The 25425-nt window shown below is 47.8% G+C and carries 19 protein-coding genes, 2 pseudogenes and 2 riboswitches; of the genes and pseudogenes, 5 read left to right on the forward strand and 16 right to left on the reverse strand.

Annotated elements, in window-relative coordinates:
- Positions 1-373 precede the first annotated feature (373 nt).
- Positions 374-1053: pseudogene (locus ACTQ3V_RS12340) on the forward strand (IS256 family transposase); the annotation flags it as partial.
- A gap of 304 nt (positions 1054-1357) precedes the next feature.
- Here ACTQ3V_RS12340 and ACTQ3V_RS12345 read toward each other — a convergent pair.
- The 9 genes from ACTQ3V_RS12345 to ACTQ3V_RS12385 all read right to left on the reverse strand — a co-directional run bounded on the left by ACTQ3V_RS12345 (position 1358) and on the right by ACTQ3V_RS12385 (position 11235).
- Positions 1358-2221 (reverse strand): metallophosphoesterase, encoded by an 864-nt coding sequence (locus ACTQ3V_RS12345; RefSeq protein WP_441467776.1) that lies wholly within the window; start codon positions 2219-2221, stop codon positions 1358-1360.
- A 71-nt stretch (positions 2222-2292) separates the two neighbouring features.
- Positions 2293-2907 (reverse strand): ECF transporter S component, encoded by a 615-nt coding sequence (locus tag ACTQ3V_RS12350; RefSeq protein ID WP_441467777.1) that lies wholly within the window; start codon positions 2905-2907, stop codon positions 2293-2295.
- Positions 2908-2997: 90 nt separating this feature from the next.
- Positions 2998-3129, reverse strand: a riboswitch (FMN riboswitch).
- Between the two features lie 43 nt (positions 3130-3172).
- Positions 3173-3778 carry a ribonuclease M5 gene (locus ACTQ3V_RS12355; RefSeq protein WP_441467778.1) on the reverse strand — a complete coding sequence of 202 codons (606 nt, stop codon included), beginning with the start codon at positions 3776-3778 and terminating at the stop codon, positions 3173-3175.
- A gap of 1 nt (position 3779) precedes the next feature.
- The gene (gene holA / locus ACTQ3V_RS12360) at positions 3780-4826 is read right to left on the reverse strand and encodes a DNA polymerase III subunit delta (protein WP_441467779.1); all 1047 of its coding nucleotides are present in this window, start codon (positions 4824-4826) and stop codon (positions 3780-3782) included.
- 4 nt (positions 4827-4830) lie between these two features.
- On the reverse strand, positions 4831-7065 hold the full coding sequence (locus ACTQ3V_RS12365) for a ComEC/Rec2 family competence protein (RefSeq protein ID WP_441467780.1): 2235 nt from the start codon (positions 7063-7065) through the stop codon (positions 4831-4833).
- Between the two features lie 62 nt (positions 7066-7127).
- A complete protein-coding gene (locus tag ACTQ3V_RS12370; RefSeq protein WP_441467781.1) occupies positions 7128-7466 on the reverse strand; it encodes a histidine triad nucleotide-binding protein in 339 nt (112 codons plus the stop codon).
- A gap of 37 nt (positions 7467-7503) precedes the next feature.
- Entirely contained in the window at positions 7504-10131 is a 2628-nt protein-coding gene (gene alaS / locus ACTQ3V_RS12375; protein ID WP_441467782.1) for an alanine--tRNA ligase, read from the reverse strand.
- A 359-nt stretch (positions 10132-10490) separates the two neighbouring features.
- Positions 10491-10814: a hypothetical protein gene (locus ACTQ3V_RS12380; RefSeq protein WP_441467783.1), complete on the reverse strand. Its 324-nt coding sequence runs from the start codon at positions 10812-10814 to the stop codon at positions 10491-10493.
- The gene (locus ACTQ3V_RS12385) at positions 10795-11235 is read right to left on the reverse strand and encodes an MATE family efflux transporter (protein ID WP_441467792.1); all 441 of its coding nucleotides are present in this window, start codon (positions 11233-11235) and stop codon (positions 10795-10797) included. Before ACTQ3V_RS12385 ends, ACTQ3V_RS12380 begins: the two co-directional genes overlap by 20 nt.
- 243 nt (positions 11236-11478) lie before the next feature.
- Between ACTQ3V_RS12385 and ACTQ3V_RS12390 the strand changes: the two are divergent.
- Positions 11479-12670: pseudogene (locus ACTQ3V_RS12390) on the forward strand (IS256 family transposase).
- Positions 12671-12949: 279 nt separating this feature from the next.
- Here the strand turns inward: ACTQ3V_RS12390 and groL are convergent.
- The 7 genes from groL to ACTQ3V_RS12425 form a co-directional block, all read right to left on the reverse strand.
- The gene (gene groL, locus ACTQ3V_RS12395) at positions 12950-14575 is read right to left on the reverse strand and encodes a chaperonin GroEL (RefSeq protein WP_441467784.1); all 1626 of its coding nucleotides are present in this window, start codon (positions 14573-14575) and stop codon (positions 12950-12952) included.
- A 28-nt stretch (positions 14576-14603) separates the two neighbouring features.
- Positions 14604-14888: a co-chaperone GroES gene (locus ACTQ3V_RS12400; RefSeq protein ID WP_110436870.1), complete on the reverse strand. Its 285-nt coding sequence runs from the start codon at positions 14886-14888 to the stop codon at positions 14604-14606.
- A gap of 175 nt (positions 14889-15063) precedes the next feature.
- Positions 15064-16200, reverse strand: coding sequence for a THUMP domain-containing class I SAM-dependent RNA methyltransferase (locus ACTQ3V_RS12405; RefSeq protein WP_441467785.1), 1137 nt, complete (start codon positions 16198-16200; stop codon positions 15064-15066).
- A 109-nt stretch (positions 16201-16309) separates the two neighbouring features.
- Positions 16310-17872, reverse strand: a complete 1563-nt coding sequence (locus ACTQ3V_RS12410) for an oligosaccharide flippase family protein (RefSeq protein WP_441467786.1) — start codon at positions 17870-17872, stop codon at positions 16310-16312.
- A gap of 92 nt (positions 17873-17964) precedes the next feature.
- The gene (tgt, locus tag ACTQ3V_RS12415; protein WP_441467787.1) at positions 17965-19107 is read right to left on the reverse strand and encodes a tRNA guanosine(34) transglycosylase Tgt; all 1143 of its coding nucleotides are present in this window, start codon (positions 19105-19107) and stop codon (positions 17965-17967) included.
- Positions 19108-19155: 48 nt separating this feature from the next.
- On the reverse strand, positions 19156-20181 hold the full coding sequence (gene queA / locus ACTQ3V_RS12420; protein WP_441467793.1) for a tRNA preQ1(34) S-adenosylmethionine ribosyltransferase-isomerase QueA: 1026 nt from the start codon (positions 20179-20181) through the stop codon (positions 19156-19158).
- Positions 20182-20243: 62 nt separating this feature from the next.
- On the reverse strand, positions 20244-21938 hold the full coding sequence (locus ACTQ3V_RS12425; protein WP_441467788.1) for a SpoIID/LytB domain-containing protein: 1695 nt from the start codon (positions 21936-21938) through the stop codon (positions 20244-20246).
- A gap of 81 nt (positions 21939-22019) precedes the next feature.
- A riboswitch (Lysine riboswitch) is annotated at positions 22020-22201 on the forward strand.
- Positions 22202-22335: 134 nt separating this feature from the next.
- On the opposite strand from ACTQ3V_RS12425, the gene asd reads away from it, so the two are divergent.
- From asd to dapB, 3 genes are read left to right on the forward strand one after another with little or no spacing between them, the layout of a single operon-like run.
- Complete coding sequence (asd, locus tag ACTQ3V_RS12430) at positions 22336-23418, forward strand: aspartate-semialdehyde dehydrogenase (protein ID WP_441467789.1); 1083 nt, start codon at positions 22336-22338, stop codon at positions 23416-23418.
- A 14-nt stretch (positions 23419-23432) separates the two neighbouring features.
- Positions 23433-24323 carry a 4-hydroxy-tetrahydrodipicolinate synthase gene (gene dapA / locus ACTQ3V_RS12435; protein WP_441467790.1) on the forward strand — a complete coding sequence of 297 codons (891 nt, stop codon included), beginning with the start codon at positions 23433-23435 and terminating at the stop codon, positions 24321-24323.
- A 29-nt stretch (positions 24324-24352) separates the two neighbouring features.
- Positions 24353-25120, forward strand: coding sequence for a 4-hydroxy-tetrahydrodipicolinate reductase (gene dapB / locus ACTQ3V_RS12440; RefSeq protein WP_441467791.1), 768 nt, complete (start codon positions 24353-24355; stop codon positions 25118-25120).
- Positions 25121-25425 lie beyond the last annotated feature (305 nt).

A 25425-nucleotide genomic window follows, 5' to 3' on the forward strand; every position in this document is an offset into this window, starting at 1 on the left:
TACATGAATATGAAGCACTTGGAGGCGGCTCTGGAAGACGTCTCTATTGCCGGCTGACCTCATTCAGCCAGAATCTGCAAACATTTTTGCGCATAATTCTTGACAGCACCAAGAGACAGGGGGCGGACAGAAAGTTGGACTCTGGGAAAAAGGAGACGACTGAATGTATACGAAAGAACAGGAAGAAATTGCGCTGAAAGAGGGGATCTGTATATGCGGTAATCCAACGGTTGGGATATCCGAGCAAGTCCACCCTTTACCGTTGGCATGAACGCAGGAACGCCGGACTGGAGAATTGGCATGGTCATACAGCAGAGGTTCCCGAAGAACCCGATCATAAATGCAACACGCTGGATCATCCAAAGTATCCATCAGCGGCAAGAGACTGCGTACCAGCTTTGGTGAAGTGGATGTGTCGATTCCCCGAGACCGGAAGGGGGAGTTTGAGCCCCAGGTGCTGAAAAAGAACCAAACCAGCATTAGTTAGGACATAGAGGAGAAAATCCTGTCCATGTACGCCAAGGGTATGAGCACTGGAGATATTGAGACTCACATTCAAGACATCTACGGCATTTCCGTCTCGGACAGCACGGTCAGCCGAATCACAGACAAAATTCTGCCCATCGTCAAAGAGTGGCAGCAACGGCCTTTGTGGCCCATCTACGCCGTGGTATTTCTGGATGCAATCCACTATCATGTCCGCAGCGAAGGGCAGATCGTAAAGAAAGCAGTGTACATTGCCATTGGGGTCAACCTGGATGGCCGGAAAGACGTCTTAGGGAGTGGGTTGGCGAAAACGAGAGCGCCAAGTTTTGGGCCGCTGTCCTCAATGGCCTGAAAACCGGGGCGTAGAGGATATTTTCATTACCTGCACCGACAATTTGGCGGGATTTGATACGGTGATCCACGCCACCTTCCCACAGACCGAGATCCAGAACTGCATCATCCACCAGCTACGCAATTCCAGCAGGTATGTGTCCTACAGGACCTGAAGCCCCTTTGAAGGCGGTCTATGCCGCCGTGGACGAACAGGAAGCTCTGGATGCTCTGGACATCACATCAGTGGCCATTCAAGCAATAATGCGTGGAATTCTGGCTATCTATTGATGAAGTATCCGGATTTCTGGTAACAGTTAACGACCAAACCGCAGCTGTGTTGTTGCCAAATCATGATGCACACTCCGTATTGATATGAAGTACTGCTCCTTTGTATAATCATCCGTTTGAAGTTGCGTGCAATGAACAAACCCTAGATATGCGAGGCCATCCTGTATATCCGGAGTGACTGTGATATTTTAAAATCCTACCGCCCTTAATTATACAAAACTTTTCTTTTGTATAATTATATATATTGAATCTAGAAGGCTGTTCGCTCTTCTGTACCACTCACCTCAACCACTACAATTTCCGGTGGATTGAACACTCTCGGCTTCCAATCAAGTGCTAAGCCACGACCGACGATTTCAGTCATGCTGCCACAGGTATATTGGCCACCAGCGTATTTCGGAAAAAAGCCCTGATTCGGCGCAATCAAACCATTGAGCAGATATGGGATACGCCATTGACCACCATGCGCATGTCCGCACAATACCAAGTCAAATGGATACTTTGCATACTCTGTGATATATTCAGGCCGATGTGCTAACAACACACACAACTGCTTTGCGTCCAGATTTTGGAACTTTGATAAAACATGCCGATATTCTTCTGACGCTCCGTATGAGCGAGCCTGTCGAGTCCCTGTTGAGGCAGGATCATCCACGCCGCACAGGATAAAGCTGACGCCATCTATTGTTACTGTCCGCTGTTCATTCCTCAGGACGTGAACACCATATTGTTCAATCATGTCAAATATTTCTTCCGCTTGCTCGCTCCAGAATTCATGATTACCCGATACATAGTAGCAAGGTGCAATTTGGGTAATTTGCTGCAATAATTGTTCTGCTCCATCACGAGAAATCTTATCATCCACGATATCTCCACACAGCAAAATACAATCCGGCTGCTCACGGATAACTCGCTCTATCAACTGACATTGATTCTCTCCGTAAATGCAGCTGTGCAAATCAGAAAGCATCAAAAGACGCATCCCCTGCCCCTCTTTCAATTTATCGGTTTCCAGCGTATAATATCGCGTCACCAAACCACACTGCAAGCTGGCTATTCCAATGCCAACCGCGCACAGCAGAATTGCATGTATCCATCTTTTTCTATTATTCATTACAACCTCCATCATAAAAACAAGGGGACATAAACGTTTTTTCCGTCCATGTCCCCCATCTTATTTAGATATCAGTTTGCCTCTTGTCGCATATGGATTGCAATCTGTTTTGATTTGATAAAAACGCTGAGCTTCTTGTATGCGACCATTGTTATGATGGTCAAAATCACACCTTTAATCAGATTAAAAGGTAAAATCCCCAACAAAAGGTATGCCCCCATACCATTGATAGCAGGGTTGACCGCTTGGCACATGTCAAAAATGGCATCCAAGTTCCATCCCATTCCATTAACATAAAACGGGATGATCAGGCAGTAATTCGTCAGCATGCCCATAGCTGCCATGGCCACAGAACCACACAGACAGCCTACAACCGCCATTTTTCTAGACTTATGTGCACGATAAATAAGTACAGCAATTATAACCAGCGTTGATAACATTAAGAAATCGGCCAATTCACCAGAGCCTGCTGTCTGGCTCTGTGTTAAATGAATGAGATCCTTAATCCCGATCATCGTAATGGCCGGACCTATTCCGAAAATGAATGCTCCAATCAAAACGACAGCCCCTGACAGATCCACCTTAAGAAACGGGGGCATGAATGGAATGGGAAATTCAAAATACATTAAAACGGTAACAATCGCTGCAAATACTGCGGTATACGTAATTTTACTGGTTTTTGTCATAGGTATTTTCTCCTTTGCAAGGAGTTCTGTTTGGCTGGGGTAACAAAAAGCCCTTGGAACATTCCAAGGGCATGCAGACGTACCGAAATACACCTGTTTCTTTCATCCGGACTATAACCGTCGGTTGGGATTCACACCCATCATGCCTTTCGGCTCGCAGACTATCGGACAAATCGCCCGTATACTGCCGGTGGAGACTTTCACTCCGCCCTGAAACAGAACTATTCATTTATAATATATATTATAGGCGTATCTGCCATACTTGTCAACCCCCTACGGATATTCTTTTAATAATCTCTTCCATTTCCTCCCGGGAAGAAACTGCATTTATAAATTCCAATAGCGCATTGGCCGTCATATGGGATGGTAAATCCAATGCTTTGAGCACTTCTGTACGACGTTTCACGCTGTTCGGTTGACCGGATAAGCCCCATGCAAAAAAATCCGCCTTACTAATGATCTTTTTATCCCGTGTGGAGGAATTTGTTTGTTCCTCAAAGGTAGCGCCTGCACGACGTAGCGCCTCTAAAATAACTTCCGGGCGCATTCCTTCTACCCCCAGCTTTCCTTCCTTTGAACCATGACGTTTGCGTCGCTCCTTGCCGGTGACATCCGGAATATAGGCTTGCTTCACACTTCCAGACGGTAATGCCCCTTTTATATAATTGCGAATGACAAAACCAGCCCCATCGCTATCCGTTAACACAATTAAGCCACGTGATGACGCAATTTTTCGCAGTAAGCGGAGCTGGTCCTTATCATGAAAGATCCGAAAGCCCCCGCTTTCAAGAACAACCGCATCCACAACCTGACGGACTGTATTTGCATCATAACGGCCTTCTACCACAATGGCCTCACGAACCCGTATCACTTTATCCCTCCTTCAGTGCAGATGCCATGGACAACAGCGTTAATTCAATCTGTTTTTGACGCTCCACCGCACTGCCCTTCAGCGCTGCATCGGTTTGTGCGCACAGAGAAGCAATCTGACGCAGCCATTTTAGGGATACACGTCGTGCTGCGCTTTGTAACTGCTTGGCGTAATATGGAGATTTAGAGCCAATCATATCCATTAACTGTTTTTCCCCTGCACGCGCTTCAAAACAAAGTTTTGCCGCATATAAGCGCTGAATATGGCGTGTGATTGTCGTAAAAATCATTACTTCATTGTTCTTCTGTGCAATCAAATCACCTACTAAAGACACTGCGCGTTCAAATTTTCCTGCTGTTATAGCATCGGTCAAATCAAAAACCACAGCATCCAAAATCGGTGAACAGACCGCATCAATGTTGTATTTTTTGATTTCCCCCGTAGTGGTATGAGCTGCAGCCTTCTCCATCTCTCCCGCCAGATTGGTCATAGAATTCCCACAAAGGAAAATCATGTACGACGCATCCTCCGGCGAGATGGCACAACCAAGCGCACGGGCGCGTCGCTCCAACCACGCAACCAGTTCACGCTCTTCCATGTGAGTGAACTCCACAAAACAAGCGATCTTTTGCAGCGTCTTATATAACTTTGTTCGTTTGTCTGGTTTGCCATCTAAAATATCATAGTAGAACACCAGACAAACATAGTCTGGTAAATCTTCCAGTAATGCGGGCAGCATGTCGGAGAACGCAGCAGGCGGTTTGAACAAATCAAAATCAGTCACAATAATTAATTTTTTTCCCGACATCGCAGGATAACTGTCTACCGCCTCGGTAAGCTGTTCCGGAGTCAGCCCCTTCCCCTCTAATTCAATCCGATTAAAATCTGCAAATGTGGGATCAATGACTTTCTCCCGGAGCTGCTGCAAGTAATATTCTTTTAAATAGCTTTCCTCGCCGAAGATCACATACAGCGATGTAAAAGTCCCGTTTTTCAAATTCTGAAGTAGCTGCGATTTTCCGTTGGATTTAGTCTTTTCCTGTGGCATGTTTTCACTCCTTCACAAACTGCCGCACAATTTCTCCGGTTACATAGGGACTTTCTACAGATAGTCCATGATATTCAGACACGACTTCACCAAATCCAGCTTGTACAATTATTCTCTCTGCGCCCATTGCATCTAATGCTTGCGTTAACAATTCATCGTCCTCCATATTTCTTTGCGAAAGAACAACTTCCGATGCGAAAATCGACGATGATTCTAAAAAGGCTGCCAACTGTTTTTGGGTTGGACTATGCAAAATCAAAACTTCGCTTGCAATTTGCACACCCATCTTCCCATCTGCTACAGGAAAAACGGTGATCGGAGCCGCACCGGTATCCAGTGTCTTGGTTTGACTGATTTCCTGTGCGTCCACCTGTTCACAAAGCTCCAGCAAATCCGAATTATACTTGGTTGATTTACTCCCAACTGGTATCAAAATCTGATTTACAGAAACCGTTTGCAGTAGCGTTGGTAGATCACGTGCGTGTCCTCGATCTACTGCTGTCAAAATCAGGGTATCAATATGGTCAATATTGTGATAGCGCATCCATTCTTGTACCATCTGTGCGGCATCTCGATAGCCGCCATCTCCAGCACAATCAATCAGTGTTGCCTGTGTTGTATCAGAAACAAGGATAGCTTGCCCCGTTCCGCAGGGTAAATAGGTCACACGATAAGACCGCTGATATTGATAAGTGCTCAAACCGCTGAGTATGACTAAGCACAAACACACAATTGGCATAGCAAATTTCCATTTAATGCGATTACCTATTATCAGCCAAGAAAGAATAACTGTAAAACAAAGAAATAGTGCCGCAAGCCCAAAGCCATCCCCCCAGCTTACCATCCCAAACGGAAGATTCGATATGCGCTCTGCTACCCATAGGATATAATACAGCGGAGGTTGTGTGATTGCGGACAAGACAGGCAGTACAGCCGGGCAAATTGCTGAAGATATGCAAATTAGAAAACCCGCGATAAAGCATACGGCAGTTACGCCAACCACTAACAAATTACTAAGAACAGATAGAATCGAGATGTAGCCAAAGGAAGAAAGCAGTATTGGTGCGGTAAAGATGGTCGCACAAATGGTACATGATACTGCGCCGACAATAAAAGATAGAAGTCTGTAAAGGGGTTTCGGAAGATCATGAAATGGACGGAGCATACGCGTTTGCATCTTTCCGGCGAGTAAAACCAATCCAAGCGTTGCCGCAAAAGACAGTTGCAAGCTCAAACCGGCAATTGCATACGGGTTTTGCATGAGCAGCAGGGCAAGTGCTGCGAACAAGGAATTCAGTGTATCCGATTCCCGTTTGGTTATGAACGCACCAGCTGCTATCAAATACATAATAGCAGCACGAATCACCGACGGCGACGCACCTGCGATCGGCACGAACAGAAGAAGGAGCGGAACAGATAGATAGGTACCGAGTCTTCGTCCGAATAGTAAATAGCAAAACGCAACCAGAAAACCAACATGAAGCCCGGAAACAGCAACCAGATGGCTGAGTCCTGCAATACGCAGAGAAATAGCGTCTGCAGAGGAGATGGCATCCTTGTTGCCAATCATGAGGCCGGTTAGCAAACCAGCTTCCCGCTCTGGCAAGGCATCCTCTATCGCCTGTTTGCAAAAGCGTGCGATGCGCTGCGGAATCCAACGTGGTGAACCGTTCTCTGTCTGTAGCACAGCGAACGACATTGGTGTATCGTCTTCGTTCTTTGTATACGAAGCAGTAATATAGCATCCCTCCGATGCCTGATATGCTGCACGATCAAATCCCTCTAAATTCCCAGGCAGATAAAATCCAACGTTGACTTTAATTCGATCGCCAGCATAAAGCGGCGTTTCAGTCAGCGGCAAATAACAATACATGCGAAAGCTGCGCTGTAGAATAGTATTATCATTTACAGATAATTCTGCTCTCTGGTTATCATCATATACTACAGCATCCTGTAGTACAGTTGCTGTAATTTCGGCATGAGAGCCTGCCAGCATACGAACGGGATCTACAAAAATAGATCGATATGCGGAAAATCCAGTCAGTGCAAGAAACGCGGCTGCCAACATGCAGCACAGCGTAAACAACTTCTCATAATTTATCAATGCACCTGCGGCGGCTAAAGAAAGGGACAGGAGCAAAAGGGAGAGATTAGGCTTTATATAAATATCTAAACATACTGAACAAAATATGGCCATAGCCGCTTCTGGAACCAGAAAAACAAGTGGACGCTCCCGCATATTATCCCCCTTCCCTGTTTGATGAGAAAAAAGAAGTGGCGGTAAGGCCACTTCTTGCGTATTCAGCCCGGAGGCCAAGTCATATCACGGCCAGAAAGCACATGGAAATGCAGATGAAATACACTCTGTCCCGCCTGTTCTCCGATATTGGAAACCACGCGAAAACTATCCATCTTCATATCCGCCGCAATTTTAGCGATTACCTCAAAACAATGTGCCACAATGGCGCTGTTGGAAGAATCTATTGCAGCCACCGATTGGATATGCTGCTTGGGAATGACCAAAAAATGTGTGGGCGCTTGTGGATCAATGTCATAAAAAGCATAGCACAATTCGTCTTCATAAACCTTTTTCGAGGGAATATCCCCCGCAACGATTTTGCAGAACAGACAATCTTCCATTCAAACCGCTCCTTTCTGTGTTTTCATTATAACGGATTTAGAGCAACGCTTCAACAATATTGTTGACCGCTTCCAATGCTTCCTCCAGTTTTTCCGGCTGCTTGCCGCCGGCAGTTGCACTATCCGGACGGCCACCACCGCCGCCGCCAACCATCTTAGCCACTTCCTTGATAATCTTTCCAGCATGGGCGCCCTTCTTAACGGCCTCCACACCACAAACACACAGCAGGCTAATCTTCCCGTCATTCACAGCGGACAAAACAGCAACCATATTCGGTGCCTTATCCTTAATGCTGTCCCCCATTGTGCGCAGGACATCCGCAGTTGCATCTTCAAGTTTGCTGGCAACGACATTCACGCCCTTGACATCACGCGAAATATTCAGCAAATCCACCATTTGCATGGATGCCACTCTGCTGTTGAGCTTGTCAATCTTTTTGGTCATTGCGCGCAACTCGCCCACCGTCTGCTCAATCTTGGCAGGCAGCTCATTCGGCGAAGTTTTAAGTGCTGCCGACGCATCCGCTAACAGCTGCTGACGTTCATTCAGATAAGCCAGTACCGCCTTACCGGTCACTGCTTCAATTCGACGCACACCGGCTGCAACCGATGCTTCACCAATGATTTTAAACGCACCCGCCTTGGCCGTATTATCCAGATGCGTGCCGCCGCACAGCTCGATGGAATCACCCGCCTGAACGACACGCACAACCGCACCGTATTTTTCACCAAACAGTGCCATTGCACCCTTCTTTTTGGCATCCTCAAGGGACATTTCCTCGGTGATAACCGGGCTGCCAGCCAGAATCGCTTCGTTGACAAGCGTCTCGACCTGCGCCAGTTCTTCAGGTGTCAGCGCCGCAAAGTGTGTGAAGTCAAAACGGATATGGTCATTAGCCGTATAGGAGCCTGCCTGCTCGACATGATCACCCAGCACCTTGCGCAGCGCCTTCTGGAGCAGATGAGTTGAAGTATGCGCACGGCAGATGGCCTGTCGGTATTCCGCATCCACCTTAGCCTGCACCTCATCTTCTACCGAAATTTCACCTTCGGTCACAACACCAATGTGCATATATTTACCATCCTTGGTCTTCTGTACGTCAGAAACGGATACTACGCCGTTTTTGCCTTCCAGAATACCATGGTCGCCAATCTGGCCGCCCATTTCCGCATAGAACGGCGTATGGTCGAGCACGACGGTAATCTTTTCGCCCCTGGCAGCGGCACCGGACGGTTCGCCCTCATTGACAATGGCCAGCACCTTTGCCGCTTCTCCCAGCGTCTCATAGCCATCAAAGCGGGTCTTAATAGACTTATCCAGGCCGAGATCCTCACTCCGCCAGCCCAAATCACCCATCTTCTTGCGGTCCTCACGAGCGCGCTCACGCTGTTCATTCATCAGGCGGTCAAACTCATCGCGATTGGTAGTCATGCCCTGTTCTTCCAAAATTTCAAGAGTCAGGTCGATTGGGAAGCCATAAGTGTCATACAGCTGGAATGCATCAGCTGCAGGCAGTTCCTTACCGTCTGCCGCTGCGATACGCTCGTTGAGGATGGAAAGACCGCTGTCAATCGTCTTATTGAAGCTTGCTTCTTCGTTTTCAATAACCTTGTGAATATACTTCTGCTTCTCAACCAGCTCCGGATAAGCTCCACCCGATTCCTGAATCACGGTCGTTGCTACATCAGAAAGGAACGGGCGGTCAATACCAAGCAGCTTACCATGACGTGCGGCACGGCGCAGCAAGCGGCGCAGCACATAGCCGCGGCCCTCGTTAGATGGAATAACACCGTCGCAAATCATCATAACGGTCGAACGAATATGATCTGTTACCACGCGCAGCGAAACATCGGTCTTTTCGCTGTCACCATAATGCTTGCCGGCAATTTCGGAAACTTTGTTGGTGATGTTGCGTACGGTATCCACATCAAACAGCGAACCCACGCCTTGCACCACGCATGCCAAGCGTTCCAGACCCATACCGGTATCAATGTTCTTCTGCTTCAGTTCAGTGTAGTTGCCGTGGCCATCGTTATCAAACTGTGAGAATACGTTATTCCAGACCTCCATATAGCGATCACAGTCACAACCGACCGTACAGCCCGGCTTGCCACAGCCGTATTCCGGACCGCGGTCATAGTAAATCTCCGAACACGGGCCGCACGGACCAGAGCCATGCTCCCAGAAATTATCCTCCTTGCCAAATCGGAAGATACGCTCCGCAGGAATTCCGACTTGCTTATTCCAGATTTCAAACGCCTCATCATCATCCACATAGATAGACGGATACAGACGATCCGGATCAATGCCAACCCATTCCGGGCTGGTCAGAAATTCCCAGCTCCATGCGATGGCTTCTTTTTTAAAATAATCACCGAAAGAGAAATTACCCAGCATCTCAAAAAAAGTGCCATGACGTGCTGTCTTACCTACATTTTCGATATCGCCGGTGCGGATGCACTTCTGACAGGTGGTAACACGATGGCGCGGCGGCTCCTGCTCTCCAGTGAAAAAGGGCTTCATCGGTGCCATGCCGGAATTGATCAGCAGAAGCGATGGGTCGTTCTGTGGGATAAGCGAAAAACTCGGCAGGCGGAGATGTCCTTTGGTTTCAAAAAACTTCAGATACATTTCGCGCAGCTCATTCAGACTTCTGTACTGCATATTTTTATCCTCCAAATTTTAGTTTACATAACAAAAAAACTTCCGCCCACTCTTTAGGGGCGAAAGCATTCTTCCACGGTACCACCCTAATTTGCGCCGCTGATGACGCATCTTAGTGATCGGATATCGCGGATCAGACGGTCTGCTTTCACAGACTGCTCGGAAGTGGCTGTCCTCCGGTTTGGCAAAGGGCTTGCACTCTCCCCTCTCGCTATATGCCAGATGCCGAAAAACTCGTTTCCTCATCGCATTATCATATTTGTTCTTATAAAAGTATATCATTTTATATTTTTTTGTCAACAGAAAAACCGACCATTAGGCCGTTTTTTCAGGAGGAAGAATGAGAAATATTCAGTTCATTATGTCGCATCCGGTCGGGTGACCTTTTTCACCCATTTCCAGCTGCGCAGTCGAATCACTACCGGAATTGCCTTATACAGCTGATCCCATTTGAGCAAGAAAACACTACAACCGGCGCTCACTTCCACCAGAATGCCGCCATCGCAGAAAATGGTACAAGACTCAGCCACATGCTGATTAAATTCATCTTCGCACTGAAGGCCGTATCGCCCCCCGCCTCGAATGACGCCGTTATCACAAGCCATCTGATAAGACGTGCCAACGGTTGTGATAGAAAGCACCAACATGAACTGCATAGATAATTCATCTGCCCGTTCGGTCAATGTTCCGCCCCCATAGAGCCTGATTGATATGGACAGGCGTAAAAACGCGGGTGTAGTCTTGTACATAGCTAATATCAATGCGGCGTAGTTTCGTTAAGGTCAAATTAAGCTTATACTCCTTGTATTTCAAATTATAAATAACAATCAACAACTCTACGCATCGCGATACCAGTGCTACAATTGCAGCACCGCGTACTCCCATTTCGGGAAAGTATACCTTGCCATAGATCAGGAAATAATTGAGACATACATTGATGATTAATGTGGAACCCGAAATGATATAACCAATTTTGACTATGCCAATTGAGCGAAGCGACCAAAATATTGGTAGCACTATAATAATATACATAAAACAGATGATTTTAAAATACTGTTGTCCATGGGCAATGACCGCATGGTCATTTGATAAAAGATCGAGCAGCCAAGCCGAGCATCAAGGTATCCATCAGATTCCCACCATATACCAACAGATTTTGCAGCGCGGCATGGAAAATGCCAAAATCATAAATGATTTATAAAATGTTTTTTATCATCTTTAACACCTTTTTAAATATGTGTTTCTCGGTCAGGTAGAATAAGTTTCGCAAAAACAAAAAAGACATGGTTTGCAGATCTCTGGTAGAATGAAGTCGAGACACACCATTCTGAAAGGAGACAGCAAACCATGTCCGAGAAGATTGTACAGCTAAACGAGGAAGTTATCAAGGGGCAGCTCAAGGAACTGGTGCGAGGCAGCGTAGAGGAAACCCTCAATGAGCTGCTGGAAGCCGAGGCTCAGAAATTGACCCAGGCTGCCCGGTATGAGCGCAATGAGCAGCGCCAGAGCTACCGCAGCGGCCACTATAGTCGCAACCTCACCACCACTTCCGGGGATGTCACTCTCAAGGTGCCTAAGCTCAAGGGAATCTCCTTTGAAACTGCCATTATTGAGCGGTATCGCCGCCGGGAGAGCAGCGTGGAAGAGGCCCTCATTGAGATGTACCTGGCAGGTGTATCCGTCCGGCGTGTGGAGGATATCACCGAGGCCCTCTGGGGGCAGCAAGGTTTCTCCCTCCACCATCAGTGAGCTGAATAAGAAAGCGTATGTCCACATTGAAGATTGGCGGAACCGTCCTCTGCAAGGTGAGCGGTATCCTTGCGTCTATGTGGATGGGATCCACCTGCGCCGCAATTGGGGTGGAGAATTTGAAAATGTAGCCATTCTTGTGGCAATTGCGGTCAATGAAGATGGATATCGTGAGGTTTTGGGTGCCGCAGAGGGTATGAAGGAAGACAAGGCCAGCTGGATCAGCTTCTTCCAGTGGCTGCGTGGCCGTGGTCTGGACGGCGTGAAACTCATCGTTGGCGACAAGTGTCTTGGTATGCTGGAAGCCGTGGGAGAGGTGTTTCCTGAGGCCAAATACCAACGGTGTACCGTCCACTTTTACCGCAATGTGTTCTCTGTCACACCTCGCTCAAAGGTGAAGTTGGTAGCCAAGATGCTCAAAGCGATCCATGCTCAGGAGAGCAAGAAAGCTGCCCGAGAAAAAGCTAAGGCCGTGGTACAGGAACTGCGTTCCATGAAACTGAAGGAGGCCGCCAAGAAGGTAGAGAATGGCATTGAGGAAACATTGACCTATTGCGATTTCCCCAGCGAACACTGGACCCGTATTCGTACCAACAACGTTATTGAGAGGCTAAACCGGGAGATCCGCCGCCGCACTCGTGTGGTGGGCAGTTTCCCAGACGGCAACTCTGCCCTTATGCTTGTCTGTGCCAGACTGCGCCATGTGACCGGCACCCAGTGGGGCAACAAGAAGTACATGAATATGAAGCATCTGGAGGCTGCTACTGAGGATGCCTCCATTGCTGGCTGACATCATTCATGCCAGGGACTGCAAACCAATTTGCGCAAAACTCTTGACACTACCTGTTTCTCATGGATTTACAGCATCATATTCATTTCAAGGGACAATTCCACATTTCAATATCCATTTCCCAATTGTTTCGCATAAAAAATATGGTTTTCTAAGTTTTGCGCAAGTGTTCTAATCTTCCTAACTTATCAATAAAAGATATCATTAACACCATTCATAGATATCGAAAAGCGACACCCACAATTGTGAGTGCCGCTTTTTAAGCATTTCTGGGTAGTATTAGTACATGCCGCCCATATCCGGAGCTGCCGGAGCAGGTGCCACAGGCTCCTTCTTATCGGCAACCAAGCTCTCAGTGGTCAGAACCATGGACGCTACCGAAGCCGCGTTCTGTAGCGCAGAGCGGTTCACCTTAGTCGGATCAACAATACCGTTGGAAATCATATCACCATATGTCTCGGTAGCTGCATCAAAACCATAGCCAACCTTGCCGCAATTTTTGATCTTATCAACAACAATCGCGCCTTCAATGCCAGCGTTAAACGCAATCTGCGCCATCGGTGCCTCCAGACCACGTGCAACAATTTGCATACCAGTCTTCTCGTCGCCTTCTGCAGCCTCAGCCAGCACTTCAACCGCTGCAATTGCATTGACGTATGCAACACCGCCGCCAGCAACAATACCTTCTTCCACCGCTGCGCGCGTTGCATTCAGCGCATCCTCAATGCGCAGCTTCTTTTCCTTCATTTCGGTCTCGGTAGCTGCACCAACCTTGATAACTGCAACACCGCCAGCCAGCTTAGCCAAACGCTCCTGCAGCTTCTCTCGGTCGAAATCAGAAGTTGTACGCTCGATTGCGCCACGGATTTCCGTTACGCGATTTGCAATAGCCTGCTTGTCGCCAGCACCATCCACAATTGTAGTGTTTTCTTTGGTTACCTTAATCTGACGAGCAGAACCAAGCATATCCATGGTTGCATCCTTCAGTTCGATGCCGACCTCCTCGGAAATTACGGTACCGCCAGTCAGGATAGCGATATCGCGCAGCATATCCTTACGACGATCGCCAAAGCCCGGTGCCTTAACTGCAACACAAGTGAAAGTGCCGCGCAGACGGTTGACAATCAGGGTGGACAGAGCCTCGCCCTCAATATCCTCAGCAATAATGAGCAGTTTCTTGCCAGACTTGACAACCTGCTCCAGGATCGGCAGCAATTCCTGAATGTTGGAGAGCTTCTTATCGGTGATCAGCACCAGTGCGTCATCCAGATTTGCTTCCATCTTCTCGGTATCGGTGCACATATAGGGAGTAACATAGCCACGGTCAAACTGCATACCTTCGACAACTTCCGAATAGGTTTCTGCAGTTTTGGATTCCTCAACCGTAATCACACCGTCAGTGGATACCTTCTCCATTGCCTCTGCAATCAGCTTGCCAATCTCATCATCACCGGAAGAAATCGCACCAACACGGGCGATGTCATTGGTGCCGTCCACGGTCTTGGAATTCTTAGCAATGGCTTCCACTGCCGCATTGACAGCCTTGGAGATACCGCGGCGCATCACCATCGGGTTTGCACCTGCCGCTACATTCTTCAAGCCCTCGCGAACAAACGCCTGCGCCAAAACGGTTGCCGTTGTGGTGCCATCACCGGCCACATCGTTGGTCTTGGTTGCAACTTCCTTGACCAGCTGTGCACCCATATTCTCATACGGGTCATCCAACTCGATTTCCTTCGCAATGGTCACACCGTCATTTGTAATCAGCGGCGCGCCATACTTCTTATCCAGTACGACATTACGGCCCTTCGGACCAATCGTAACCTTTACCGTATCAGCGAGCTGATCGATGCCACGCTGCAGTGCCTTGCGCGCATCCTCGCCATAAATAAGCTGCTTTGCCATGATATATTACCTCCTGAAATACTGCTTCTTACTCAACAATTGCAAGAATATCACTCTGGCGAACAATAATATACTTCTCGCCGTCCAGCTTGACCTCAGTGCCGGTGTACTTGCCGGTGATGACCTTCTGTCCCTTCTGGACTTCCATCTTGATTTCCTTGCCATCTACCACGCCACCCGGGCCAACCTCAATAATCTCAGCAACCTGCGGTTTTTCCTGCGCAGACGCAGTAAGAATGATACCGCTGGCAGTGGTTTCCTCTGCCTCTACCATCTTGATCACAACACGATCGCAAAGGGGTTTGAGTTTCATAACGGATGCCTCCTATGATAAATAATATTAACAAAGCCACAGTTTAGCACTCATGCAACCGGAGTGCTAACTTGAGTATTATATTACATCAACTTTTTCTAATTGGCAAGAGGTTTTTTGGAAAATACGTCAAAAAATTTATGAATTTTTTATGAATTAATCAGACATATCTTTTTCAGTTAGCAACTTGATACTTCGAGTGCTTAAAGTATATGTGAAGTTCGCATTTAAGCATGCCATTATAGAGTTTTCGCCGTTTATCCGCCTTTTTCCCAAAACAGCGTTCAAATAACGGATCTGAACTGAGAATATACTGCTTCATTGGCGATTTTTCAACTGCACGACCAAACTTTTGATACAGCGCCTCCGCTTGCTTCAGATCAAGCAGCCGCTCTCCATACGGCGGATTCGCAATTAGCACTCCATTGCGCATATAATTCCGTGTAACAGCATCTGCTTGTTCAAAAAATACCGTATTAGCCACGCCCGCTTTGCGTGCATTCTCAATCGACAACTGTACGCAGGAATAATCAATATCGCTGCCGACTATATCGAAATGTGCGCTGCTATCAGCCATGCCGATGGCATCTTCCCGGGCTTGACGCCAGACAGACGCATCAAAACAGGTCCATTTTTCCGCATCAAATGCACGCATCAGGCCTGGCGCACGCCGCTGTGCAATCATTGCAGCCTCAATTGCAATCGTGCCTGACCCACAGAACGGATCGAGAAATGGTTCTCTCCCCCGCCAGCGAGCTATTTTCACCAGTGCCGCTGCCAGTGTTTCCCGCAGCGGCGCCGCGTTGCTGTTGGCACGATAGCCGCGCTTATGGAGGCCGACCCCCGAGGTGTCAAGATATATCTCGGCAGTATCTCGCATGATCGCAAACTGAATTTGATATTTTACGCCGCTTTCCTCGAACCAACTTTGATGATAGTATTCCCCCAGTCGGGATACCACTGCTTTTTTTATAATCTTCTGGCAGTCCGGTACCGAGTGCAGCGCAGAATTCAAGCTATGTCCTTTCACTGGGAACGCAGCGTCTTTTGGAATAAACTGCTCCCATGGCAGTGCACGCACTCCCTCAAACAATTGGTCGAATGTTTTAGCGGGAAACATGCCCAGCCGAATCAATACACGCTCCGCACAGCGCAGATTCAAATTTGCCCATGCCAGCGTATTTTCGTCTCCCTCAAACAGCACTCGACCATTTTCGGCATATACATCACTTAGTTTGCCGCCAAAACGCAACTCATCCGCCACAATGCCTTCCAGTCCGAATAACGTCGGACAACACATGGTTAATTCCATGTCATGCACTCCCCTTTTCTCCTGCAAAAAGGCTCCTGCCGAAAGCGCGGGCAGGAGCCGTCATATTATGTGTTTATCTTATCGGTTTCATCCACATTTGTCAAGCCATTTACCACATATGCAGTCCAGGTAAATACGGTTTTTCGATTCGTTTGGATAAATAATATAGCAAGCGAATTCCCATCAGGCGCAGTACGATGATATAGAGTATTCCCACACTGACTATGGTACACGCCAGCACTGCTATGTCGGAATAGCAAATCTGAGAAAACACCTGATGGAAAACGCGCGTCCAGAAAAACAGTGCTGCACCGCAAAAGAATGGAACACCAAAGCGTCGAATTGGCCGCAGTGAAAATCCCACTTTCCGATAGAGAATGATAAAATTCAGCAAAAATGCTACAGCTCCAGTGAGCAACATGGCAATGAGGTATCCATATATGCCCAGCCACGGGAAAGCACACCAACGATACATTAGAAAAACCTGACACAATTCTGCGCCAACCGAGATTATTACATTCCAATGCTGCAAACCAAGTGCATTGAGCAAGCTGCCGGATGCCATTTGATAATAGCAGACTATGGCTGTGGCGCCTAATAGGGATACATAGAGTGTACTCAGTGATTGCCTGAAAAACAGCACACTTAATTTGGGTGCAAGCGGAATCAAAACAGCAGTTGCCGGTACCGCAATCAGGCCAACCGTTGTTATGGCTCTGCCCACTAAAGCCCGTACCCGTTTACTATTTCCGGTGGCTTGCGCCCCCGTTATAGCCGGTAACAGCGCAGTACAAACCGAACTGACCAAGGCGATGGGAAGCAGCAGCAGCGGCATTGCCATTCCCGACAGGACACCCAGTGCGGACAATGCCTGTTCGTAACTTAGCCCTGCAACCATCAGCCGCTTGGGCAGCAAGATGGATCCGGCCGAACTAATCACATTGCCTATCAGAGCCGATGCGGAAACGGGAAGCGCAATGAAGAAAAACTGACGTACAGTTTCGCCCTCCAACGGAGCATGTCTGACTCCTTGCATTTTCCAATGTCGAAACAGAAAACTTAAAAAAGCAGCACTGAACACTTCGCTGATGACCATGCCGGCAAATATCAGCATGGCAATGGTGCCATAGTCCTCGCCTTGATACTGGTACAGCAAAAACCAAACCGTGGCAATACGAATTACCTGCTCACAAACCTCAGAAGTTGCCGCGTATTGCATCCGCTCCAAACCAATGAATAGTGATTTGAAGATATTCTCTATACCGGTCAGCGCAAGGCAAAGCAGCATAAATGGAAACGCACGTGCACACCGACCATCACCCAAAATATCAGATGCAATCCACTTTCCTCCCAGCAACAAACACGCTCCACAAAACAGGCAGGCAGAAAGGAAGACAAGAAACGCCAAACGCAGGATCATACCAATTTTGCCCCGTTCGCCTCGCGCTTCGCTTGCAGCACTCAATCTAGAACACGCCATAGTGATGCCGGACAAGCATCCGGCATTGCAAACCAAGTAAACGGAATTCACCAGACGGTAGACACCGAGGCCTTCCGCACCTGCATAATGACTGAGCAGAACACGATACAGGAATCCGAGTGCCTGTAGCACAATATTCCCGCACGCCAAAACACCTGCTGCATATAGGATGGTCTTTTTCTGAATTCGCACAGCAAAACCCCATTTCAAAACAAAGTATGCCGTGAAATGAGGAAATATGAATAGAAAAACCGGACTCACACAAGGAATCCGGATTATATTTATTAAATTCGTTTGCTCATTTTCTCGCTATACTCTGCACGGAACGCAGCAAACATGCCATTGTCCAGTGCATCTCGAATTTCCTGCATCAAATGATTATAGAACCAAAGGTTATGAATCACCAATAGGCGCTGCGACAGCATTTCTCCACTCTTGAGCAAATGCCGCAGATACGCACGCGAGAACCTACGACAAGTCGGGCACTGGCAGCCCTCTTCGATGGGGCGATCATCCGTTTGATATTTGGCATTCATAATATTCAGAATACCGTTATGCGTGAACAAATGCCCGTGGCGCGCATTTCTTGTCGGCATAACGCAGTCAAAAAAGTCCACGCCTCTGGCAACGCCCTCTATAATATTGGACGGTGTACCCACCCCCATCAGATAGCGTGGTTTATTCGCCGGTGCATGCGGCAGCACTACATCCAAAATATGATACATTACTTCGGTGCTTTCACCAACTGCCAGACCGCCAATGGCATAGCCGGGTAAACCCATCCCGGCAATCTGCTGCATATGCTCAATACGCAGATCATCATAGGTGCCACCCTGATTGATACCAAACAGCATTTGATGCGGGTTGACTGTGTCTGGCAGGCTGTTCAGACGCTCCAATTCGGTCTTGCATCGTCCCAACCATCTTGTTGTACGGTCAATCGAGTTCTTAACATACTCTCGCGGTGCCGGATTCTCAATACATTCATCAAAAGCCATTGCAATATCCGAACCGAGGTTGGATTGAATACGCATACTTTCTTCCGGCCCCATGAAGATCTTTCGACCGTCCACATGCGAATGGAAGGTCACACCTTCCTCTTTGATTTTTCGAAGCGTCGCAAGTGAAAACACCTGAAATCCACCGGAATCAGTCAGCATCGGCCCATCCCAACGCATAAAACGATGCAAGCCGCCCATTTGTCTTATAATCTGGTCTCCCGGGCGCACATGCAGATGATAGGTATTGGATAACTCAATCTGACAGCCCAGTTCTTTCAAATCAAACGCGTCGACGGCCCCCTTAATAGCACCGGCGGTTCCAACATTTTGGAACACCGGCGTTTGCACGGTGCCATGCGCCGTGCAGAACACGCCTCTTCTGGCATTTCCCTCGGTTTTTAACAACTCAAATGTTCCGATTTGCATAATTCCCTCTTCATTTTCGGCGCAACGCCGTCTATATTTCGTCTTACCTTAAAAAATCATCATAGAATCTCCAAAGGAGAAAAACCGATATTCTTCTTCAATCGCTTCACGATAGGCTTCCATAATCATTTCACGAGTGGCAAAGGCAGAAATGAGCATCATCAAAGTGCTTTCTGGCAGATGAAAATTAGTCACCAGATGATCGACCACTTTGAAACGATATCCCGGATAAATGAAAATATCCGTCCAGCCCGATTGCGGCTGCACCTTTCCACTTTCATCCGCAATCGTTTCCAACGTGCGACAGGCCGTCGTTCCAACCGCCCAGATTTTTCCACCATTTTCCTGAGTGTTGTTAATCTGCTCAGCGGTCTGCTCATCCATGATATAGTATTCTGAGTGCATCACATGGTCCGTGATTTCATCTTCCTTTACCGGACGGAACGTGCCAAGCCCAACGTGCAGCGTCACAAACGCCAGTCTGATACCCTTTTCCTGCAAACTATTGAGCAACTCAGGTGTAAAATGCAGTCCCGCAGTCGGAGCCGCGGCAGAACCGGGCATTTTAGAATATACTGTCTGATAACGCTCCGGATCATCCAGCTTCTCCTTGATATAAGGTGGCAGCGGCATGGTACCGAGCTTATCGAGAATTTCCAAAAAAATACCATCATAATGGAAACAAATCAAGCGGTTTCCATCCGGCTGCACTGACTCCACCGTAGCGGTCAATATTCCATCACCGAAAACCAACTCCACACCTTCGCGTGTTTTGCGTCCCGGACGGGTCAAACATTCCCATAGGCCGTTTCCCTTGTCGGTCAGCAGAAGAACTTCAATCGGCGTTGTTTTGCCGACCGCATGCCCCATCAAACGTGCCGGTATAACACGAGAATTGTTAAACACCATACAGTCACCCGGCTGAACATATTCCAGCAAATCCCGGAAGTGACGGTGAGACACCGAACCGTCGGCTCTGTCAAGTACAAGCAAACGTGACGCATCCCGCTGCTCCAGCGGGTGCTGTGCAATCAAACGCTCCGGCAAATCAAAATAAAAATCGCTTTTTTTCATTGTAAAAGCATGGGTGCTCACGCGGAGCACCCATGCCATGCGCCTCCTTTATGGTAGGTTCATCAACCGGCAATCGAAATACCGGTATAGTAAAATTTCAGAACTTCTTCGTAGGTAAAGCCTTGCTTCGCCATCGCATACGCGCCCCACTGGCTCATACCCACACTATGTCCCCAGCCCGAACCGGTAAAAGTATAACTGGCAGGTGGCACAGCAGGCTCCGGAGTTATATCCGGCACGGCCGGACCTTCCGGATCCCCTGATGTAGATGAATCGGAAGCAATCACAACAGTCTGGCTGTCCGCATCGTAATCCACGCCAAAACCTAATGCACTACCTACATCACGCAATTTATAATAATTATTGGCATTGACCAGATAGCCTGTCAGAGATACCGTTTTCCCGTCCAGAACAATCGTTGCATTTGACGGTACACAGCTTGTAATCTGCGAGGACACCGAATCGGACATTTCTCCGCCTACCTCCTGATATGCCTTACCGCTGGTCAGCACAATTTGGCTGTTTTCAGAATCCCACGTTATATTAAACCGGCTGTCTGTGCCGTTTAATATGTAAGCAATATCGCGCAGCTTATAGTAATTATTATTCTCAATGTTGTAGCCTTGCGGGGTAACCGATTGCCCGTCCAACATCACTTTGTGCGTAGACGGACTGATTTTTATACTTGTACTCTGCGGCAGCAAAGCAGAGGCTGCATTAGCCGTATTGGGCTGGATGGTATAACGAATACTGTTTAATCCAAAAACCGTGCGCACACTGTCACGCTGAATGGTCACTTTTTTCCCATCCGTATCGGTTACTGTAACCTCATTGACATTGTCGGCATCTGTACGCTTTGTCACTGCAACATTAGCAACTGTACCAATCGTATAGCCTGCATTCAGTAGTTTTTGTCGTATCTCTTCAGCGGTCAAGGTCACACTCCAGGAGCTGTCATAGGTTTCATATGGATCAACCTTGCCTTGCAGATAAGGATAGTCGCCTCCCCAAACATTGGCTGCATCCTCCGTAGCGCCACCGTCCGAAGAGAAGAAATACCCAATGACCAGTTCACCATTATAAGCCAAATACTCGCCGCGCGTCGCTTCTACCGCGGCATCTGATGCGGCGGTAGCAAGATTTGTACCGAGATACATCTGGCAATTCGTGGTATTGCACAAATCATACCCGCTGCTCGTATGCTTGTGCGTGCCAAGCGCGAAGGAACGTGCACATACTGCCTGCGCTTTCTGCGCCTCTGCCGGCCAATCTGCACTGATTTCATATGGTAAAACACCCTTCACATAATCTTCCAGACCGACATAGTTTATAACTGTAAGGTTATTACCGGTGGCACGCCGATATACAAAGTCGCCATTCCATTTATAGCCCTTAAACCAGGTCAATGCACTGTTCGGACGGATCGCCAGATGATCCTCTCCCTGCTGCGACGTATACAGCACTTTTCCGGTCGCAGTGTCACTCACCTGAAAAGCATCATTTACTAACTGAATCGTCACCTGAGAAGAAGAAATTGATGTATTGCCGGAAAACGTAGTTCCCTGCATTTGTCCAATGATATAACCAGTCGCCTCACCGGATACATTTTCCAGCTTAGGGTCTGCAAAACTGCTTACACCGCTGATTGTCAAGCCAACGCGCAGTATAACATTGGTATCTACCGCAGAGGCAGGGACCGTACACAATCCTCCAACTGATACGATGATACAAAGCAACAAGGAAACAATCCTTTTCATTATTTCAACTCCTTCTAAATTTTTGTGCGTTCTATTGACAAATAAATTGCCTTACCTTACAATAAGAACGAAAAGTATGTTTTCACAGATAGAGGCGCGGTTTTCATCAGTATCGTCTGGTAGGGTCCGTAAACCCGTTAAGCAGCCGAGAAAGGGTCTTCCGCCGAAGCCGGTTCTTGTTGCGGCAAGGCTGTGCTGGACGTTCCGGAGAATATCCCTGCGTCTGTCATCAGCAGAAATGCCGGTGGAGAGCTATTCTGTTTAGAAAGCTGTGGCCTGTCTACTCTTTCTATTATAGTATAGATCATACCGGTTTTTCAACCGGTATTTTTCTTTGTTTCTCCCAGTATGCAAAAAATCAATTTTTTAGTAAATCTTTTGGAAGGATTTGATGAAAATGAATCACTACAAGGTAGGCATTGTCGGTGCAACTGGCATGGTAGGACAACGTTTTTCGCTTCTTTTAGAGAATCATCCTTGGTTTGAGGTAGTAGCGCTCGCCGCTTCCGCGCGCAACCGAGGCAAAACCTATGCCGAAGCCTGTGAAGGCCGATGGAAGATGGCTGTTCCGATGCCAGAAAAATATAGAGATATGGTTATGTACGATGCCACCGCCGATGCAGAGGAAATCGCGTCCAAAGTTGACTTCATTTTCTGTGCAGTAGATATGAAAAAGGATGAGATCCGTGCTTTGGAAGAAAAATATGCAAAGCTGGAATGTCCGGTTTGCTCTAACAATTCCGCAAATCGCATGACGCCCGATGTACCTATGATTATTCCCGAGATCAATGCCGATCACGCCAAAATCATTCCTGCACAGCGCAAGCGTCTTGGTACTAAACGCGGCTTTATCGCTGTTAAATCCAACTGTTCCATCCAGAGTTATGTACCGGCGCTGTCCGCGCTTTTGGATTTTGAACCAACCGAGGTTGCCGTTTGCACCTATCAGGCGATTTCTGGTGCTGGTAAGACCTTTGATACTTGGCCGGAAATGGTCGACAATGTCATTCCCTACATTGGCGGAGAAGAGGAAAAGAGTGAAAAGGAGCCGATGAAGGTTTGGGGCCATATTGAAGGCGACCATATCGAACCGGCTACCTCCCCTGTCATTACCTCGCAGTGTCTGCGCGTTGCCTGCTCCGACGGACATATGGCGGCGGCATTTGTAAGATTCAAAAATAAACCGTCCAAAGAAGAGATGATTGCGCGTTGGCGCAGTTACAAGGGCCGCGCACAGGAATTGCGACTCCCCTCTGCTCCCGAGCATTTCCTGACTTATTTTGAAGAAGATAACCGCCCGCAGACCAAGCTTGACCGCGATTTGGAAGGTGGTATGGGCGTTTCGATTGGCCGTCTGCGTGAAGATGCTCTGTATGATTATAAGTTTGTCAGCCTGTCGCACAATACACTGCGCGGCGCAGCCGGCGGTGCCGTACTGATGGCGGAGTTGCTATGTGCCGAAGGCTATATGGACCGCTAAAGGAGGCTATTTTTATGAAGAATCCTGTTTTTACCGGCGCCGGTGTTGCCATTATCACGCCGTTCAAATCTACCGGTGAAGTGAATTATGAAGAATTTGGCCGCATTATTGATTACCAAATCGAACACAGTACAGACGCGATTATCGTCTGCGGCACGACCGGTGAATCCTCTACCCTTCACGATAAGGAACATCGTGAAGTTGTAGCCTGGTGCTGTGAATACGTCAACCATCGTATTCCGGTGATTGCAGGTGTCGGCTCCAACGATACCGACTACGCAATTCAACTGACCAAATTTGCCAAGGAATGCGGCGCAGACGGCGGCCTCTCTGTTACCCCGTATTATAACAAGACCACTCAGCGTGGTCTGATTGCACACTATACCGCAATTGCCGATAGCTGTGATTTGCCGATTATCCTGTATAATGTTCCCAGCCGTACCGGAGTTTGCTTTACTGCCGACACGCTGTATGAGCTATCCAAGCACCCGAACATCAATGGTCTCAAGGCAGCATCTGGAAACTTTAGTCTAATTGCAGCCTCCATGGCAAAGTGCGGTGATGCTCTTAATGTATGGTCCGGTAATGACGACCAGATCGTACCGCTCATGGCACTTGGCGGAAAGGGCGTTATCTCCGTACTTTCTAATGTAGCACCGCAGGAAACGCATGACCTGACACAGCTGTGCCTGCAAAACCGTTATCCGGAGGCGGCAAAAATGCAGTTTGCGTATCACAATCTGATTGATGCGCTTTTCTGTGAGGTCAATCCGATCCCGGTTAAAAAGGCAATGGAAATTCTCGGTTGGGATGTCGGCGCACTGCGATTGCCGCTTGTTGAGCCAACCGAAGAGCATATTGCACTGATTCGTCAGGAACTGGTCGCCGCAGGCTGCAAGATTTGATCCCCTTGCCATAAAGGAGTTTTAAAAAGATGTTAAAAATTGCACTTTCCGGCTGCAATGGCCGGATGGGCCGTGTCATCAGTGATATTGTCGCAAGCAAACAGGATATGGAAATTGTTGCCGGTTTTGATATCAACACAGAGAGGCATGCCGATTTCCCGGTTTATGCCGACCCCTTTGAGTTTTCAGGCAAATGCGATGTCATTATAGATTTTTCCAATGCTTCGAGCACCGAGCATTTACTGGCCTATTGTGAGCAGCATAACACTCCGATTGTTATTTGCACGACCGGTCACTCGCCGGAACAGCTCCAGAATATTCGGACAGCATCCGCAAAGTTTCCGATCTTCCGTTCAGGTAATATGTCTATTGGTATCAATCTGATGATAGAACTGCTTCGCCAATCTGCATCAGTACTCGGAGAAAATTACGATGTTGAGATAATTGAGAAGCATCACAATCAAAAGCTGGATGCGCCGTCCGGCACTGCACTGATGTTGGCTGACGCTGTAGCGCACGCACTCCCCTATGACGCAGAATATGTCTACGATCGCCATGAGCGCCGTTCAAAGCGCCCAGCACACGAAATCGGCATTTCTACTATCCGCGGCGGCACAATCGTTGGTGAGCATAGCGTACTGTTCTGTGGGCGCGATGAAATCATTGAAATCAAGCACACTGCACTTTCCCGAGAAGTATTTGCAGTTGGTGCGGTGGACGCTGCCGCCTTTATGGCTGGCTGCATGCAGGCCGGCATGTATGATATGAGCGATGTGATTGCCTCTCACAGTAACTGATAAAATAGGAATGCACTGTAAAATGAACTGCTCTCCGCCAATAGACCGGCTAAAATTTATAAGATTTTCCCGGTCAAAAGCCAGTGTGTGAAGCATCCCTAAAAGTTAGATAATTTTTCATGAGATAGAATAATTCAAGCAATCGAAAGGGTTTGTTGCCTGTGAATTGATATGCTCCCTCTATGAGAGACAGAGAAATAAAACACTGTCAATCATGGAGGGAGCATTGTTATGCCACAAAAACAGAAACTTAGCATAGAGAAAAAGATCGAGATTATACGGGACTGCTTGAAAGGACGGGTCGG

Origin of the sequence: Candidatus Agathobaculum pullicola (assembly GCF_052117205.1) — a bacterium.
GTDB lineage: Bacteria > Bacillota > Clostridia > Oscillospirales > Butyricicoccaceae > Agathobaculum > Agathobaculum pullicola.